Raw genomic sequence first — 17,138 nt, 5'->3', positions numbered from 1 at the left:
GCCCGCCCTACCCCCCCATTACACCCGCATTACAATGGATTTTATTGAACTGACCGTGCAGGCCCCGCCCGAGCTGGCCGACATTCTGGTGGCCGAGCTGGGCGAAGTCGGCTTCGACACCTTCGAAGACAACGACGCCGGCTTTTGCGCCTACACCACCGAGGAAGTATTTGACCGCGATGCGGTGGCCGAAATTATGAGCCGCTACGAAGGCCTCGGCGAGCTGGCGTTTTCGGACCGCATCATCACGCGCCAGAACTGGAACAGCGAGTGGGAAAAGAATTTTCAGCCCCTCATCATTGCCGGCCGCGTGTCGGTGCGGGCGCCGTTTCACCCCCGGCCCGAAGGTGTGGAATATGACATCGAAATAATGCCGCGCATGTCGTTTGGCACCGGCCACCACGAAACCACGGCCCTCATGATTGAGAATCAGCTCGACCTCGACCACCACGGCAAGCGCGTGCTGGACATGGGCTGCGGCACCGGCATCTTGGCCATTATGGCTGAGAAATTGGGCGCGCGCCAGGTGCTGGCCGTGGACGTGGAGCCCTGGACCGTGGAAAACGCCCGCGACAACGCCGCCGAAAACCACTGCCGCACCATCGAGTGCCGGCTGGGCGGGGCCGAAATCCTGGCCGATGAAGCGCCCTTCGACCTCATTCTGGCCAATATCAACCGCAATGTTTTGCTCGAAGACATGGCGGCCTACGCCCGGCTGCTACCCAGCGGGAACCCAATTTTATTTAGTGGGTTTTACGAGGAAGATTTGCCCAAAATAACGGCCGAAGCCACCCGCCAGGGCCTGCGATATGAGCGCCATCGGAGCCTGCGTAGCTGGATTTCAGCAATTTTCACGAAATTGTAGCCGCCTTAGCTTCGCCTGGGGCTTTTACGCCGGTTTAATCTGGTTTTAGTCCTATTATATGAAGTGTTTAACTAGGATATTTTTCTTTTTATCGTTACCGCTGCTGCCTGCTTGGGCTCAAACTACAAAACCTGCTGCTCCCCCACCTAATGGGCGGGCGGCGGGCGACGCGCGCGCCGCCCAAACGGCGGTGGCCCGCTACACGGGCCATCTCTCGCCCGACCCGGCGCAGTTCATTATCGACGTGCGCACGATGATGCTGGCCACCAATAACGCCGGGGCTAAAAACCTGGGCGACCAGCTGCGGCAGCTCTGGGGTAGCAACCAGCTCACGACCAGCCAGCAGACGACCATCGCCGCGCTGTCGCAGAAAATGCTGGACAAAAAGCTGCGGCCCATTCCGCACCTCACGGCTTTTTATAGCGCCCTGGTGAATGGCAAAACCAAAGCCGGCCTCAGCGATAAGCAGCTGGACCAGTATCTCGACGCGCTGGGGCAGTCACTGGAAAAAGACCCGGCCACCGAGGTCGAAAAATATTTGATGGCTACCGCGCGGGTGTTTGGCGGCGGCTACGTGTACCGCTCGGGCTTCAATGCGCTGCGGGCCACGGGCGGGCAGCTGTCGTTTGCCTACAAAGTGGCCGCCGCGCCCGACCCCAACGCCACGTTTGACGCGCCCGCCGCGCCCAAGCCGGCCGCCCTACCCCCCGCCGCCGCGGCCAAGCCGGTTGCTAAGGCCGCTGCCAGGCCCGCGCCCAAACCTAACCAAAGGTCAGCGTCAGCTAAGCCGGTAGCCAAGAAAAAGCGCGCCAGCGATGGCTGGGACACCGCCGACATGTGGAGCGGCGGCAGCAAGGCCGCCAAGAACACTGCCGATGATGGCTGGGGCGCGCCCGTGAGCAGCCCCAAGAAAAAAGTTGCCAACGACGGCTGGGGCACGCCGGTCAAGAAAAAAGCGCCCGCCAAAGTCCTGGCTAAAACTCCGGCTAAAGCCGCGCCCAAACCCGTAGCTGCCAAACCAGTCGCTACCCCCGCGCCCGGCACCAACGACTTCGACCAGGCCAGCCAGCCGTTTGTGCCCTCGGCCGCGGCGGCTTATGATGCCTACTACCCCCCGCCCGTGAGCGGGCCGGTTATCGAAATTAAAGACGCTGACTTGGTGATGCGCACCAACGGCGACTCCATCGTGCTGCGCAAGGTGAGCGGCACGATAGCGCCGGGCAGCAGCCGCCTCGTGGCCACGGGCGGCCAGGTGGCCTGGACTATCAAGGGCAACCCCGTGACGGCCGAGCTATCGGGCTTCGACTTCGATTTGAGCAAGCCCGAGTTCACGGCTCAGCCCGTGACGCTGACCTACCCGGCGCTGCTCGAAGCCCCGATAAAGGGTGCCCTCAGCTACAAAAGCGTGCGCCGCAAGCCGGGTGCCACCGAGAGCAGCTACCCCCGCTTCATCTCACTCACCAACGACGCGCGCCTCAAGGACGTGGGCGCCGGCATCAGCTACCAGGGCGGCGTGTCGATTGCGGGCGGGCAGGTGCTCTCGACGGCGCTCGATGGCTCACTGGCCCACTTTACGGTGCGGCAGGACAACAAGCTGCGCTTTCGCTCGGCTTCGCGCAATTTCGTGCTCGGCGACTCAGTTATCACGGCCAGCCGGGCGGCGGTGGCGCTCTACACCAGCACCGGCGATTCGATTACCCACCCCGGCGTGGAGCTGAAATACCTGAAAGGCAAGGAGCAGCTCAAGCTACTCTACGAGAAAGGCCTGTACCGCGGCGCGCCGTATTCGGACTCCTACCACCAGGTTGATATCCGGGCGCAAATGCTGGTCTGGAACCTGCGCGAGCCCAAGATGGACTTTAGCATCATCACGACCCCCACCCAGGTTTCGGCTGATTTCGAGAGTAAGAATTTCTTCTCCAACACCCGCTACCAGCAGCTCAAGACTATCAACCGCCTGCACCCGCTGCAAATGCTGCTGGGCTACAGCATCGCCCACGGCCACGGCGACGTGCTGAACGTGCACGACGTGGCAGAGGCTACCCACACCTCGGAAGCGAACCTGCGCTCGGCGATGGAGGGCCTGGCCCGTGAGGGCTACGTGGATATCAACCAGCAGACCGGCGAAGTTATTTTACTGCGTAAGGGCCGTCACTACGTGGGCGCGGCGCGCGATAAAAAAGATTTCGACCATATCGATATCAAGTCGCTGACTGGCTCGGGCCGCAGCGCTACCCTCGATTTGAACTCCAACCAGCTTCAGCTGCGGGGGGTGAAGCAGTTCAGCTTTTCCGACGATTCATCATCGGTGGTGGTGCAGCCCGACAGCGGGGTAGTGCGGCTGCTGCATAATCGCGACCTGAGTTTTGGCGGGCGGGTTAAGACGACGATTTATGGCTTCAAAGGCCGGGATTTTCACTTCGACTACGATGGCTACTACATTGATATGCCGCAGATTGACTCGCTCACCATCCGGCGGCGCAACAATAAGAAGGCCCGCAACTCGACGGTCAGCGATGGGATAGCGATGACGGCTAAGTTTACGCTCACCAATAAAAATAAATTTCAAACCGGTCGGCTGTATCTGAACGAGCCCACCAACCGCTCGGGCCGCAAGAAGCTGCCCAAATACCCGTCGTTCACCTCCTCTTCGGGGGCCTTCGTGTACTTCAACAAGCCCGACGTGCTGGGCGGCGTTTACGACTCGACTACCTACTTCGACGTGCCGCCCTTCAGCTTCGACTCGATGGGTACGGGGCGCTCCACGGGGCGCTTTATCGGCACGTTTCATAGCCCGGCCCTGCCACCCATTAAAACGGCGCTCACCACCCAGGCCGACGGTTCGATGGGCTTCAAGCATGTTGTGCCGGCCGGGGGCTACCCCCTCTACGGCGGCAAGGGCCACCTCTCGGCCGGGGCCAAGGTGGAGCTGAACGCGGAGGGCCTGCAGGCGAATGGCACCGTTACGTACCTCACCGCCAAGCTGGAAAGTGACCGCTTCGTGATGTACAATGATTCGCTGACCGGCGTGGGCAAAACGGGGTCCATCGTGGCCAGTCTGACCTCCCCCAAGGTGAGCCTACCCCCCGGCTACCTCATCAACTGGGGCGTGCGCACTGACTCCCTGCACCTGCGCACGCCGCCCGATGGGGCCGTGGCTAAACTCTACGCCGACCACACGTTTAAAGGCTCGCTGCTGGTGACGCCCGCCCTGGTGGGCGGCGCGGGCCGCCTCGATGGCCCGCAGAGCTACGTGCGCTCCGAGGAGCTGGTCTTTAAGAACGATTCGTACTCCGGCCGCAACGCGCTGCTCAGTGTTAAATCGGCCCAGGCGGGCAAGCCCGCGCTGGTTGCCAACGACGTGGGCTTTACCTATGACCTGAAGCAGGGCTTCGCCGAATTCAAGCGCGAAGATGGTAGCAAGGCCGATATTGACTTGCCGTACAGCGCTTTTCGCAGCTCGCTCAGCGAGGGCCGCTGGGACTTTAAGCGCAAGCGCGTGCAGCTACGGGCCGCCGGGGCCGACTCGGCGCGCTCGTATTTCACCTCCACCATGCCCGAGCAGCTGGGGCTCAAATTCAAGGCCACGGCCGCAACCTACGACCTGGCCAAGTACAAGCTGCAAGCGCGGGGCGTGCCCTACGTGGCCATTGCCGACTCGTGGGTGCTGCCCGATTCGGGCCGGATAGCGGTGCTGCCCGGTGGGCGGTTCCAGGAAATCGAGCGGGCGCGCATCCTCATGGATTCGGTGTCGAAATTTCACCAGCTCTACCTGGGCAAGCTCGTGCTGAAGTCGCGGCTCGAATTCACGGGCCGGGCCAAGTACACGTTTAAGTACGCCAACGGCGATTCTACCTCTATCACCTTCAGCGACTTTCGGCCCGATTCGGCGGCCTTTCACCCCGCGGCTACCGCCGGCCGCAAGCGCGGCCTGCTGGCGCTGGCCAGCCGCAAGCCCGCCAACGAGCCCACCTCTACCCCCAGCGTGAGCCTGACCGGGGCCGCCAAAGTGGCGGCCGACGACCACTTCAACCTGGCCCCGCGCCTCGGCTACCGGGGCGAGGTGACGCTGAACTCGCAGCGGCGCGGCCTGGCGTTTGAGGGCGACGTGCGGCTGAATTTCAGCAAGAACAAGGCAGCCTCGGAGTGGGTGGCCATGCGCGACACGGTTAACCCCAAGAACATCAACATCAACCTGAAGGAAGCCAAGGGCGAGGACGGCGAGCCGCTGCTGGCGGGCCTGTTCTGGGGTGATGAGCGCCCCGGCCTCTACCCCCTGTACTTTGGCCGGCCCACTACGCCGAACGACCTGCCGCTCTTCAAGGTGGATGGAATGCTGCACTACGACACCAAGGCGGGCATTTATTCGCTGGCTCGCCAGGACCTGGCCGACCCCGACCAGTATGAGGGCGCGGCCCTGACCTACAACGAGATGACCGACCACCTGACTTGGCGCGGCCCGATGACCTTCACGACTCCCAACAAGAACTTTACGCTGACCGGGGCCGGGGTGGGCGTGGCCGCGCCCGACTCGGGGGCCTACCGGGTGCGCACGCTGCTGACCTTCGATGCCACTATGCCGGCCAAGAGCGTGGAAATGCTGGCCGCCAACCTGACCAAGCTCACTAAGTCGTCGGGCGATGCCATTGGCGGCTCGCCCGATGACTTATACAACGTGGCGCAGATTGGCGGCAACCAGGCCGCCCGCAACTTTGCCGACCACAAGATGGGCGCGCTCCCCGACGCGCTCCAAAAGCTCTCGCCCAAGTTCCTGCGCACACTGGTGCTGAACCGCGTTGACCTGCGCTGGAACGCTAAGCAGCAGGCCTGGTACTCGGTGGGCCAGCTGGGGGTAGGCGGCGTGGGCAAGCAGCCCCTCAACGCGCTGATGAACGGCCTGCTCGAAATCAAGCGCGTGGAGGGGCAGGACTACGTGGAGCTCTACCTGGAGCCCTCGCCTGGCTCGTTCTACTACTTCCGCTACGACAAGAATGTGCTCATTACGCAGTCGTTGGATGAGAAGTATAACTACACCATCAGCTCCAAAGCCAAATACGACCAGAACACGGCCACTGAGTACGGCGTGTTCGTGGGCGACCTCGACGAGGTAGAAGCTTTCCGCACGCGCTTCCGCAAGACGTATCTGGGCGAGTCGGCCGAGGAGGCCCTGGCCCGCCGCAAGGCCACGGCCGCCGCCGAGGAGCAGATTGCCCAGGAAAAAGCCGCCGCCGAGGAAGCTGCCCTGGCCGCCCTCGAAGCCAAGAAAAACCGCCGCAAGAAGCCCGACGAAACGGCCGCAGACGATGCCGCCCCCGACGCCGGCCTCGGCGAGCCGCCCGTGGAAACCAGCCGCAAGAAAAAGAAAAAGGACAATGACCCTTTCGGCGACGGTGCTGTGGAGTCGCCCCCCGTGGAGCCGGCCAGGAAGGGTAAGGACAAAGCGCCCGCCGCCAAGCCTACCCCCGACCCGTCCCCCGACTCTACCAGCAAGCCCAAGAAGGACAAGGCCCAGCCCGCCGACCCGGCCGCCGCTCCCGAACCCGATAAAAAGGTGAAGAAGGAGAAAGCTAAAGCGGCCGAGCCCGCCGCCGACCCCAACGCCGAGCCCGGCGCGGAGCCGGACAAGAAGTCCAAGAAAAAGAAGAAGAAAAACGCCGCAGAAGACCCCTTCGGCGACTCGTAGCCTGCCGCCCCGGACGACCTCCGGGGCGGCTTACTTTTGCGCCTATGCTACTAATCTTTCCGGCGCTGCTCGCGGCCTATCTGCTTGGTTCCATCCCCACGGCGCTGTGGGTGGGCCGCGCGTTTTTCAACCTGGCCGACATCCGGGAGCACGGCTCCGGCAACGCGGGCGCCACCAACACCTTCCGGGTGCTGGGCAAAAAAGCCGGCACCTTCGTGCTGCTGTTTGATGCCTTTAAGGGCTTCGCGGCGGCGTATTTTCTGCCTAATCTTCTGCTGAGCCAGGGTCTCATCGCCCCCGAAAACCCGTTTTACTACCGCCTCGCCTGCGGCGTGCTGGCGGTGGTGGGGCACATATTTCCGGTATTCGCGCAGTTTCGGGGGGGTAAGGGCGTGGCCACTATCCTGGGCATGATGCTGGCCATCGCGCCGGCCACGGTGGGCGGGGCGCTGCTGGTGTTTCTGGCGGTGCTGGGCACCACGCGCTACGTATCTCTGAGCAGCATGACGGCCGGCGTGGCCTTCGCGTTTTTGCAACTCCTACCCCCCTTCCGGCCCGCCAACCCGCTGCAAGTCTGGTTTGGCTTTTTGCTGGCCGCCATGCTCATTTATACGCACCGGGCCAACATTGGCCGCCTGCGCGCCGGCACCGAAAGCCGCGTGCCGCTGTGGGGCAAGCGGTAATGGCGATGGAATTTCGGGTGGTTGAAACGCTGTATTTTGAAGGCAAGCTGCTGGTTATTTACGACTGGATGAAATTTCCTTTTGCCGGCCCCGCTCGTAATCTTTACGCTTATGATGCGGAAGGTGGTATGCTATGGATAGCAGAAGCGCGGCGGCCAGGTGATTTTTATACCAGTTTTGTGGGTGATGGTCATTCACTGAAAGCAGCTACCTGGGACTGCTTTTGCTGCACGCTTGACCCTAAAACCGGCAAAATTATTAAAGAGGAATTCACTAAGTGACCGCCTTTTGACCGTCCGGTTGTCACAATTTCAGTTGTCACAAGTAGATTTGTTACAACTGAAACTGTGACAAATAAAGAATCCCTACCCACTCACTTTAACCTATGCGTGATGTAAGTACCCGCGACTATTTTGGCCTGACGCAGGAGCGGCTGGCCTCCTGGCTAGGCATAGACCGCACCCAGCTGGCGCACCTAGAAAGCGGCCGGCGCGGCCTGCCTTTAGCGGCTATCCAGCAAAGTATCCGGCTCGATTGGGCGCGCCTGGGCCGGGTGCCCGATGGGGCAGGGGGGAGCGTTCCTGCGCCGCCGCTGCCGGTGCCGCCCATCGAGCCCTCGCTCCTCGCGCCGCGCTTCGATTACTGCCAGCACCACGCCCGCCGCCTGCGCCGCGAGCTAGCCGCGCTGCGCGACCGCGCGGCTCCTTACGAAGCCCGCCTGGCCGCCCTACCCGCCTTGCGGGCCGGAACCGGCTCCGGCGCGCGGCCCGCGCACGAAGAAAACTGGCTGGCTTTGTTCGCGAGCGAGGCCGAGGAGGCGCTGCTCTTCACCTGCGGAGCCGGCCCGCAGCGCCTGCTCGAAGCCCGCCTCGCCGGCCTGGAGCACGAAGCCGCGCTGCTGCGCGAAATCTTGGGTAGTGATGTAACGCAGTAGGCCGTAGCGCGATTTTTGTAAATCGCGTCCCCGCGCCATATAGGTTGGCTTTGAGGGTGCAGGGACGCGATTTACAAAAATCGCGCTACCCCCGGCAGCCACTTCAACGAAGCAGCTGCGTGATATCAGTCAGTAAAAAGTGTCTGAATAAGTTGCAATTCCAGAAAAACCAGTAGCTTGCATCCCCTAAACCTTCCGGTAATTCATGGAGACGCAAGCGTTGAAGTACCCCGCCATCCGCAACTACGTAGCCGGCCAGCCCCTCGACACGCCGGCGGCGGCCCTGCTCGACGTGTTCAGTCCGTTGAGCGGGGCCGTTATCTCGGCGATGCCGCTGAGTAGCGCGGCCGATTTGGAGGCGGCGGTGCGGGCCGCGCAGGCCGCGTTTCCGGCCTGGTCGGCTACTCCGATTAAAGAGCGGGTGCAGATATTTTACCGCTATAAAACGCTGCTGGAGCGCGACATGAAAGCCCTGGCCGACCTCGTGCGCGAGGAAAACGGCAAGACCTTCGACGAGGCCCGCGCCGAAGTCGAAAAGGCCGTGGAGCTGACCGAGTTTGCCTGCTCGCTGCCGCAGCTAGTGCAGGGTGAGTTTCTGGAAGTGAGCAAGGGCGTGGAGGCCCGCGCCGAGCGCAAGCCGCTGGGCGTGGTGGCCAGCATTGCCCCGTTCAATTTCCCCAACATGGTGCCGCACTGGACCATCCCGAACGCGCTGGTGCTTGGCAATTGCATGATTCTGAAGCCCTCGGAGAAAGTGCCGCTGAGCGCCGTAAAAATCGCCGAATTACTGAAAGAAGCCGGCCTGCCCGACGGCGTGCTCAACGTGGTGAACGGCGACCGCACCATTGTGGAAGCCATCTGCGACCACCCCGATATTCAGGCCGTGTCGTTCGTGGGCTCGACGCCCATCGCTAAGACGGTTTACATCCGGGCCACCAGTAACCTCAAGCGCTGCGTGGCGCTGGGCGGGGCCAAAAACCACCTCATCGTGTTACCCGACGCTCACCCCGAGATGACGGCCTCCAACGTGGCGGCCAGCATGTCGGGCTGCGCGGGCCAGCGCTGCATGGCCGGCTCCACGATGGTGGGGGTAGGCGGCATCGACCACATTGTAAGTAAGTTAGTGGAAGAAGCTAAGAAGATTATTCCCGGCCAGAACCTGGGCTCCGTCATCAGCCGCGAGGCCAAGGAGCGCATCGAGCGCTACATCACCGAGGCCGAAGCCGCCGGGGCCAAAGTGCTTCTTGACGGGCGTGGCGCCGTAGTGCCCGGCCACGAAGACGGCTACTACGTCGGCCCCACGGTGGTCGATTTCGTGACGCCCGACATGGCCATCGCCAAAGAAGAAGTCTTCGGCCCGGTGCTGGCCATTATGCGCACCAAGAGCCTCGATGAGGCTCTGGTCATTGAAAATGCCAACCCCTATGGCAACGCCGCCGCCGTTTTCACGCAGAGCGGCAGCCATGCCCGCTACGTGATGGACCACGCCAGCGCCGGCATGATTGGCGTGAACATCGGCGTGCCCGTGCCCCGCGAGCCCTTCTCGTTCGGCGGCTGGAACGAATCCAAGTTCGGCGCGTGTGATATCACCGGGAAAAGCTCGATTGAGTTCTGGACGCAGCTGAAAAAGACGACTACCAAGTGGAACCCCGAGTCGCGGGTGAACTGGATGAGCTAGTCAGCGCGGTATCGCGCCAAAAAGAACGTCATGTCGAGCTTGCCGAGACATCTCGCGTGCTCAACTAACCCAATCGTTCAACGAACCACGCGAGATGTCTCGGCAAGCTCGACATGACCGCCTTTTCCTTGCCGTTTTTCTGTAAATAGCTTATGAGTTTTTACATCTACATCCTGACTAATCCGGCCCAAACAGTGCTGTACACCGGCGTTACCAATAATTTGGAGCGGCGATTATATGAGCACGGTCAAGGCTTGGGCGAGGCTGGGAAATTCACGGGTCGCTACCAATGTAATCTGCTGGTTTATTTTGAGCTAAGCCCCGATGCTATTCAAGCTATTGCCAGAGAAAAGCAGATTAAAAACTGGGCACGCGCCAAAAAGGAATTCTTAATTAATACCCTAAATCCAGCCTGGGAACCGATTGATTTGCATACGTGGGCCGGGTGAGGCCCAACGACTGCACGCGAGATGTCTCGGCAAGCTCGACATGACGTTCTTGGTTTACTTTATTTTATACAGCCACATGCACCCTACCCTCGACCTCGACCAGCAGCAAATTCTGCACGACAACCTCGACCACACGCTTTTCTCGTGGTCGAAGCAAACGGGCCTCAGTCCCATCAGCGCCGAGCGGGCAGCGGGCGTGTACCTCTACGACCGCGACGGTAAGCGGTATATCGACTTTTCGTCGCAGCTCATGAACGTGAATATCGGTCACGGCGACCAGCGCGTGACCGAGGCCGTGGCCGCCCAGATGCGCGAGGTAAGCTACGTGTATCCCGGCATGATAACCAAGGCGCGCGGCGACCTGGGCCGCAAGCTGGCCGAGATAACCGCGCCCAACCTGACCAAGGCGTTTTTCACGCTGGGCGGGGCCGAGGCCATCGAAAACGCCATCAAGCTGGCGCGCATCTACACCGGCCGGCACAAGATTGTGGCGCTCTACCAGTCGTTTCACGGGGCCAGCTACGGAGCCATGAGCGTGGGCGGCGACCCGCGCAAGTTTGCTATGGATAGCCAAGCCATGCCCGGCGTGGTACACGTCGAAAACCCGTATTTCTACCGCTGCCCCTGGTACAGCACTACCCCCGAGGAGTGCGCCCAACGCGCCGCCGATGCCCTGGAGCGCATTATTGGCTACGAAAACCCTAATAGCGTGGCGGCCATTATTCTGGAAGGCGAGTCGGGCACGTCGGGCTGCATCAAATACCCGCCCGGCTACTGGACGCGGGTGCGCGAAATCTGTGACCAGCACGGCATTCTGCTGGTGGCCGACGAGGTGATGTCGGGCTTCGGCCGCACCGGCAAATGGTTCGGCTCCGACCATCACGGCGTGAAAGTGGATATAATTGCCACCGCCAAGGGCATCACGGCCGGCTACCTGCCGCTGGGCGCGGTAATCGTTGACGAAGCCATTGCCAAGTCGTTTGACGACAAGCCCTTGCCGCTGGGCCTCACCTACTCGGCCCACCCCGTGAGCTGCGCCGCCGCGGTGGCCGTGCTCGACATTTACCAGGAGGATAACCTGCTCGAAAACACCGTGGCGATGGGCCAGTACCTCGATGAGCGCGTGGCTGAGCTAATTAAGCAGCACCCCAGCATCGGCGACTGGCGCAACACCGGCCTGCTCGGCTGCCTGGAGCTGGTGAAAAACCGCGAAACCAAGGAGCCGATGGCCCCCTGGAACGCTACCCCCGACCAAATGGGCGTGATGAACCAGGTAGCCGCTAAGATTAAAGAGCTGGGCATGTACACCTTCGTGCGCTGGAACTACATTTTTATCGCCCCCCCGCTGTGTATCAATAAAGCGGAGCTGGATGAAGGCTTGGCAATTATTTCGGAGGCGTTGAAAATCGCGGACGCGCACACGCACTAAGCTGTAGCGCGGACTCCGCGAGTCCGCGCGTGGGTTAGCTGCTAATCGTGTAGCGCGCGGACTCGCAGAGGCCGCGCTACACTTAACTGTTTATCATGTCGATTCTGCTAAAAAACGGCCGCGTCATCACGGCCGACTCGGACAGTATTTGCGATATTCTGGTCGAAGGCGAAACCATCGCCGCCATTGGCCGGGGCCTACCCCTGCCCGACGGCGCGCAGGTTATTGACTGCACTGGCAAGCTGATAATGCCCGGCGGCATCGACCCGCACGTGCATTTGGAAATGCCCTTCATGGGCACGTTTAGCAGCGACACCTACGAAACTGGCACCCGCGCCGCCTTGCACGGCGGCACCACCACGGTCATCGATTTCATCCTGCAAAAGCAGGGTAGCTCGCTGCGCGCCGCGCTAGAGGAGTGGCAGGGCCGGGCCACCGGCAACGCCGTGGGCGACTATTCCTTCCACATGGCCGTGACGGATTTCAACTCGGATACGCAGCTGGAAATCAAGGATATGATTGCCGAGGGCATCACGTCCTTCAAGACCTTCATGGCCTACAAAGGCGCGCTCATGATTGACGACGCGCAGATGGTGGGCCTCATGCAAGAGGTCAAAAAGCACGGCGGCCTCGTAACCGCCCACGCCACCAACGGCGACCTGATTGACACGCTCATCGCCCAGCACCGCGCCGAGGGGAAATTAACCCCGCTCTACCACTACCTCTCGCAGCCCGAAGTGACAGAGGCCGAAGCCTCGGGCCGCTTCGCCGACATTGCCAATTACACGGGCGTGAATGCCTACATCGTGCATCTTACTTGCCAGGGCGCGCTCAACCAGGTGCGCCGCGCCACCGAGCGCAATCAGCGCGTGCTGGTCGAAACCTGCATCCAGTACCTGCTGCTCGACGCTTCACTCTACGAAAACGAGGCCGAGGGTGCCAAGTGGGTCATGTCGCCGCCACTGCGCGAAAAAAAGGACCAGGCCACGCTGTGGGCCGGCATCAATCAAGGCTTGGTGAACGTGGTGGGCACCGACCACTGCCCGTTTAGGTGGGAGCAGAAGCTGATGGGCAAGGACGACTTCTCCAAAATCCCGAACGGCCACCCGGCCGTGGAGCATCGTATGGAGCTGCTATTTTCGGAGGGGGTAGGGAAGGGGAGAATTACACCGCAGAAATTCGTGGAAGTAACGTCCACCAACGCCGCCAAAATCTTTGGCCTGTTTCCGCGCAAAGGCACCATCAGCATTGGGGCCGACGCCGATTTGGTGATTTTCGACCCTGAGAAAAAGCACACGATTTCGGCCGCTACCCACCACATGAACTGCGACTACTCGGCCTACGAAGGCTGGGAGCTGACCGGTAAAATAGACACGGTTTTGCTGCGCGGCCAGGTGGCCATCGACCACGGCGAAGCTAAAGTAAGGCGCGGCTACGGGCAGTTTATCAAGCGTGGGAAGACGGCTTTTTGATGGGCAGGCAGTCCAAACTTGTCTGTCATTGCGAGGCTGCGAAGCAATCGCACCAGCACGACATCCAAACGACTCGTGCAGGTACGATTGCTTCGCAGGCTCGCAATGACAGACGATGAAAACGAAGCGGTATTAATCAACCAACCATAAGCAACCAACCAAAACCTATGGCGCGCATTATCAAATCCGGCCTCATCCAGATGAGCCTGCCGATGACCGAGGGCGAAGGCTCTATCGAAGAAATCAAGGAAGCGATGGTGCAGAAGCACCTGCCGCTGATTGAGGAAGCCGGCCGGCAGGGCGTGCAGATTCTCTGCTTGCAGGAGATTTTCAACACGCCGTATTTCTGCCCCGGCCAAAACCAGACGTGGTACGCTTCGGCCGAGTCGGTGCCCGGCCCCACCACCGAGCGCATGGCCGAATATGCCAAAAAGTACCAGATGGTGATGATTGTGCCCGTGTACGAGCGCGAGTCGGCGGGCGTGCTCTACAACACGGCGGCCGTGATTGACGCCGACGGCACCTACCTGGGCAAGTACCGCAAAAACCACATTCCGCACACCAACGGCTTCTGGGAGAAGTACTTCTTCAAACCCGGCAACCTGGGCTACCCCGTCTTTCAAACCCGCTACGCCAAGGTGGGCGTGTACATCTGCTACGACCGCCATTTCCCCGACGGCGCGCGCGTGCTGGGCCTGAACGGGGCCGAAATCGTGTACAACCCTTCGGCCACGGTGGCCGGCCTCTCGCAATATCTCTGGAAGCTGGAGCAGCCCGCCCACGCGGCGGCCAACGGCTACTTCATGGGCTGCATCAACCGGGTAGGCGAGGAAAAACCCTGGAACCTGGGCCGCTTCTACGGCACCAGCTACTTCGTGGACCCGCGCGGCCAGATTATCAAGCAGGCCGATGAGTACAAGGACGAGCTGCTGATTGCGGAATTCGACCTCGATATGATTGACGAAGTGCGCGCCACCTGGCAGTTTTTCCGCGACCGCCGGCCCGAGACGTACGGGAAGCTGGTGGAATTGTAGGGTTACTACCTGCCGTTTGTCCTTGCGAGCGCATCGCGGCAATCGCCCCAGAACGACACCCGCGCCGCTTGTTCGTCCATCGTTCGGGTGCGATTGCCGCGCTGCGCTCGCAATGATAAACGGTATTACGCGACTTATAAATAAACGAAATGGCCGAATTCACTACCCCTACCACCGCCCAGGAGTTCGCGGAGAACTTCGCGCAGCTCAAGCCCGACATGAGCCGCAACGAGGCGCTGTATGAAAGCGCGCGCTGTTTGTTTTGCTTCGACGCGCCGTGCATCACGGCCTGCCCGTCGGGCATTGACATTCCGCAGTTTATCCGGCAGATAAACTCGGGCAATGTCACCGGGTCGGCGCGCACCATTTACGAGGCTAACTACTTCGGTAACGCCTGCGGCAAGGTGTGCCCCACGGAGGTGCTGTGCGAGGGTGCCTGCGTGTATAACTTGCAGGACGTGAAGCCGATAGAAATCGGCCGTTTGCAGAGCTACGCCACTACCCAGGCCATTGCGGAGAACAAGCAGCTCTTCGCGCCCGGCCCGGCCACTGGCCAGCGCGTGGCCGTTATCGGGGCGGGGCCGGCTGGCATTTCGGCCGCCTGCGAGCTGCGGGCGCTGGGCTATGAGGTAGTAGTTTTTGAGGCCAAGGCGCAGCCTTCGGGCCTCACGCTTTATGGCGTGGCGCCGTATAAAATCACCAACGAGGAAGCTTTGGCCGAGATGGCGTATCTACAAGGGCAGTTTGGCTACGAGGTGCGCTACAATGCGCCTATCACCGGCCGCGCCGACCTGGCCGCGCTCGAAGCCCAGTACGACGCCATTTTCCTGGGCATCGGCCTGGGGCATACCAGCGCGCTGGGCCTGCCCGGCGAGGACAAAGCGAATTGCGTGGGCGCGGTCGAGTTTATCGAAGAGCTGCGGCAGCGGCAGGCGGGCACGGCGGTGGGCCGCACGGTGGTGGTGCTGGGCGGCGGCAACACCGCGATGGACGCGGCCTCCGAGGCGGCGCGGCTGGGAGCCGAGAGCGTGGTTCTGGCCTACCGGCGCGGCAAGGACGAGATGGGTGCTTATCATTTCGAATACGACTTGGCAAAGGGGGTAGGGGTACGGGGCCTGTTCAACGTGGCCCCGCTCGAAATTCTGGGCGAGGAATACGTGACGGGCGTGCGCTTCATCCGCACGGCGGTGGTGGATGGCCGTGTGCGCGAAGTGCCCGGCACCGAGTTCACGCAGCCCTGCGACATGGTGATTAAAGCTACCGGCCAGGCCAAGCAGACGCATTTTCTGCACCACATTCCGGGCCTGGAGCTGGACGGCCGGGGCCGCATCGTGGCCGACGCCGTGGGCCAGACCACTAACCCCCAATACTTTGCCTCCGGCGACGCCCGCAACGGCGGGGCCGAAGTAGTGAACGCCGCCGCCGAAGCCAAGGTGGCGGCGCGGGGCATTCACGCGTTTTTGAGTAAGTAGTTTTTGTGCGCCAAAAAGAACGTCATGTCGAGCTTGCCGAGACATCTCGCGTGGGGTAGTAACTCCTGACGTTCAAATTACTGCTGCCTGCGAGATGTCTCGGCAAGCTCGACATGACGTTCTTTTTTATCCTTGTGTAGTATGCCAGACCTCTCCATAAACTTCGCCGGCATCAAGTCGCCCAACCCGTTTTGGCTGGCTTCGGCACCGCCCACCAACTCGGGCTACCAGGTGATGAAAGCCTTCGACGCGGGCTGGGGCGGCGCGGTGTGGAAAACCCTCGGGGTGCCCGTTATCAACGTGTCGAGCCGCTACGGCGGGGTCAACTACCGCGATAAGCGGCTGGTGGGCTTCAACAACATCGAGCTGATTTCGGACCGCCCGCTGGCTGACAATTTGCGCGAGATTTCGGAGGTCAAGAAGCGCTTTCCCAACCACGCCGTCATCGCCTCGCTCATGGTGCAGAGCCGGCAGGAGTGGCACGACATCGTGCGGCAGAGCCAGGACGCGGGGGCCGATGGCTTCGAGCTGAATTTTGGCTGCCCGCACGGCATGTGCGAGCGCGGCATGGGCTCGGCGGTGGGGCAGGAGCCCAAAATATTGCAGATGATAGTGGAGTGGGTGATGGAAGTGGCCCAGAAGCCCGTCATTGTGAAGCTCACGCCCAATATCTCCGACATTACCGAGCCGGCGATGGCGGCGCGCCGCGGCGGGGCCGACGCCATTTCGCTGATAAACACCATTCAAAGCATCGTGGGCGTCGATATCGACCACTTTGCGCCCTACCCCCTCGTGGATGGGCAGGGCACGAACGGCGGCTACTGCGGCCCGGCCGTGAAGCCCATTGCCCTGAACATGGTCAAAAACTGCGCCCAGCACCCCGACGTGCGTCTGCCCATCTCGGGCATCGGCGGCATCGAGAGCTGGCGCGATGCCGTAGAGCATATCTTGCTGGGTGCCAGCTCGGTGCAGGTATGTACGGCGGCCATGCACTTCGGCTTCGGCATCATTCGGGAGATGGTAAGCGGGCTGGAGCAATACATGGTGGAGAAGAATTTTCAGACCGTCAACGACTTCGTGGGCAAGGCCTTGCCTAACGTGCGGCACTGGGAAGACCTCAACATGAAGTACCAGGTGAAGGCCCACATTCACGAAGAGAAGTGCATCGGTTGCCAGCTCTGCTACACGGCTTGCGAAGACGGCGCGCACCAAGCCATCCGGCTGCAGGCGGGCACCCGCACGCCTGCCATCATCGAAGAAAACTGCGTGGGCTGCAACCTTTGTTCGCTGGTATGCCCAGTGGATGAGTGCATTACGATGGACCGCCTCGACGACGGCACCCAGCACCTCACCTGGCGGGAGCGAACCGCGGCGGGCAACGTTCCGACCACCTTCAATGACGAGTTGGCCGGCGGCCGCCACCATTGGGTGCCCGAGCC

Annotated in this window: 11 protein-coding genes and 1 pseudogene; all 12 read left to right on the top strand. The window is 61.6% G+C overall.

Annotation, left to right across the window (positions count from 1 at the left end; genetic code table 11):
• The first annotated feature begins 34 nt into the window (after positions 1-34).
• On the top strand, positions 35-865 hold the full coding sequence (locus tag A0257_08865; protein ID AMR27197.1) for a ribosomal protein L11 methyltransferase: 831 nt from the start codon (positions 35-37) through the stop codon (positions 863-865).
• Positions 866-923: 58 nt separating this feature from the next.
• Complete coding sequence (locus A0257_08860) at positions 924-6,548, top strand: hypothetical protein (protein AMR27196.1); 5,625 nt, start codon at positions 924-926, stop codon at positions 6,546-6,548.
• Positions 6,549-6,592: 44 nt separating this feature from the next.
• Positions 6,593-7,231 (top strand): acyl-phosphate glycerol 3-phosphate acyltransferase, encoded by a 639-nt coding sequence (locus A0257_08855; GenBank protein ID AMR27195.1) that lies wholly within the window; start codon positions 6,593-6,595, stop codon positions 7,229-7,231.
• Positions 7,231-7,512: a hypothetical protein gene (locus A0257_08850; protein AMR27194.1), complete on the top strand. Its 282-nt coding sequence runs from the start codon at positions 7,231-7,233 to the stop codon at positions 7,510-7,512. The genes A0257_08855 and A0257_08850 overlap by 1 nt, the downstream gene beginning before the upstream one ends.
• 104 nt (positions 7,513-7,616) lie before the next feature.
• Positions 7,617-8,165, top strand: coding sequence for a hypothetical protein (locus A0257_08845; GenBank protein AMR27193.1), 549 nt, complete (start codon positions 7,617-7,619; stop codon positions 8,163-8,165).
• A 220-nt stretch (positions 8,166-8,385) separates the two neighbouring features.
• A complete protein-coding gene (locus A0257_08840; protein AMR29690.1) occupies positions 8,386-9,843 on the top strand; it encodes a methylmalonate-semialdehyde dehydrogenase (acylating) in 1,458 nt (485 codons plus the stop codon).
• Between the two features lie 152 nt (positions 9,844-9,995).
• Entirely contained in the window at positions 9,996-10,292 is a 297-nt protein-coding gene (locus A0257_08835) for a hypothetical protein (GenBank protein ID AMR27192.1), read from the top strand.
• A 76-nt stretch (positions 10,293-10,368) separates the two neighbouring features.
• Positions 10,369-11,721: a hypothetical protein gene (locus A0257_08830; GenBank protein ID AMR27191.1), complete on the top strand. Its 1,353-nt coding sequence runs from the start codon at positions 10,369-10,371 to the stop codon at positions 11,719-11,721.
• 95 nt (positions 11,722-11,816) lie between these two features.
• Positions 11,817-13,193, top strand: a complete 1,377-nt coding sequence (locus A0257_08825) for a dihydropyrimidinase (GenBank protein ID AMR27190.1) — start codon at positions 11,817-11,819, stop codon at positions 13,191-13,193.
• A 200-nt stretch (positions 13,194-13,393) separates the two neighbouring features.
• A complete protein-coding gene (locus tag A0257_08820) occupies positions 13,394-14,227 on the top strand; it encodes an acyltransferase (GenBank protein AMR29689.1) in 834 nt (277 codons plus the stop codon).
• A 149-nt stretch (positions 14,228-14,376) separates the two neighbouring features.
• Entirely contained in the window at positions 14,377-15,699 is a 1,323-nt protein-coding gene (locus A0257_08815) for a hypothetical protein (GenBank protein AMR27189.1), read from the top strand.
• 141 nt (positions 15,700-15,840) lie between these two features.
• Positions 15,841-17,070 (top strand): annotated as a pseudogene (locus A0257_08810) (dihydropyrimidine dehydrogenase subunit B).
• The last annotated feature ends 68 nt before the right edge of the window (positions 17,071-17,138 follow it).

It is taken from the genome of Hymenobacter psoromatis (assembly GCA_001596155.1).
GTDB lineage: Bacteria > Bacteroidota > Bacteroidia > Cytophagales > Hymenobacteraceae > Hymenobacter.
This window is presented reverse-complemented; position numbering and strand designations above follow the sequence as displayed.

Excerpts from the sequence above, each read along its gene's own strand:
- A0257_08865 (AMR27197.1), top strand. The coding sequence starts at position 35 with ATGGATTTTATTGAACTGACCGTGCAGGCCCCGCCCGAGCTGGCCGAC.
- A0257_08860 (AMR27196.1), top strand. The coding sequence starts at position 924 with ATGAAGTGTTTAACTAGGATATTTTTCTTTTTATCGTTACCGCTGCTG.
- A0257_08855 (AMR27195.1), top strand. The coding sequence starts at position 6,593 with ATGCTACTAATCTTTCCGGCGCTGCTCGCGGCCTATCTGCTTGGTTCC.
- A0257_08850 (AMR27194.1), top strand. The coding sequence starts at position 7,231 with ATGGCGATGGAATTTCGGGTGGTTGAAACGCTGTATTTTGAAGGCAAG.
- A0257_08845 (AMR27193.1), top strand. The coding sequence starts at position 7,617 with ATGCGTGATGTAAGTACCCGCGACTATTTTGGCCTGACGCAGGAGCGG.
- A0257_08835 (AMR27192.1), top strand. The coding sequence starts at position 9,996 with ATGAGTTTTTACATCTACATCCTGACTAATCCGGCCCAAACAGTGCTG.
- A0257_08830 (AMR27191.1), top strand. The coding sequence starts at position 10,369 with ATGCACCCTACCCTCGACCTCGACCAGCAGCAAATTCTGCACGACAAC.
- A0257_08825 (AMR27190.1), top strand. The coding sequence starts at position 11,817 with ATGTCGATTCTGCTAAAAAACGGCCGCGTCATCACGGCCGACTCGGAC.
- A0257_08820 (AMR29689.1), top strand. The coding sequence starts at position 13,394 with ATGAGCCTGCCGATGACCGAGGGCGAAGGCTCTATCGAAGAAATCAAG.
- A0257_08815 (AMR27189.1), top strand. The coding sequence starts at position 14,377 with ATGGCCGAATTCACTACCCCTACCACCGCCCAGGAGTTCGCGGAGAAC.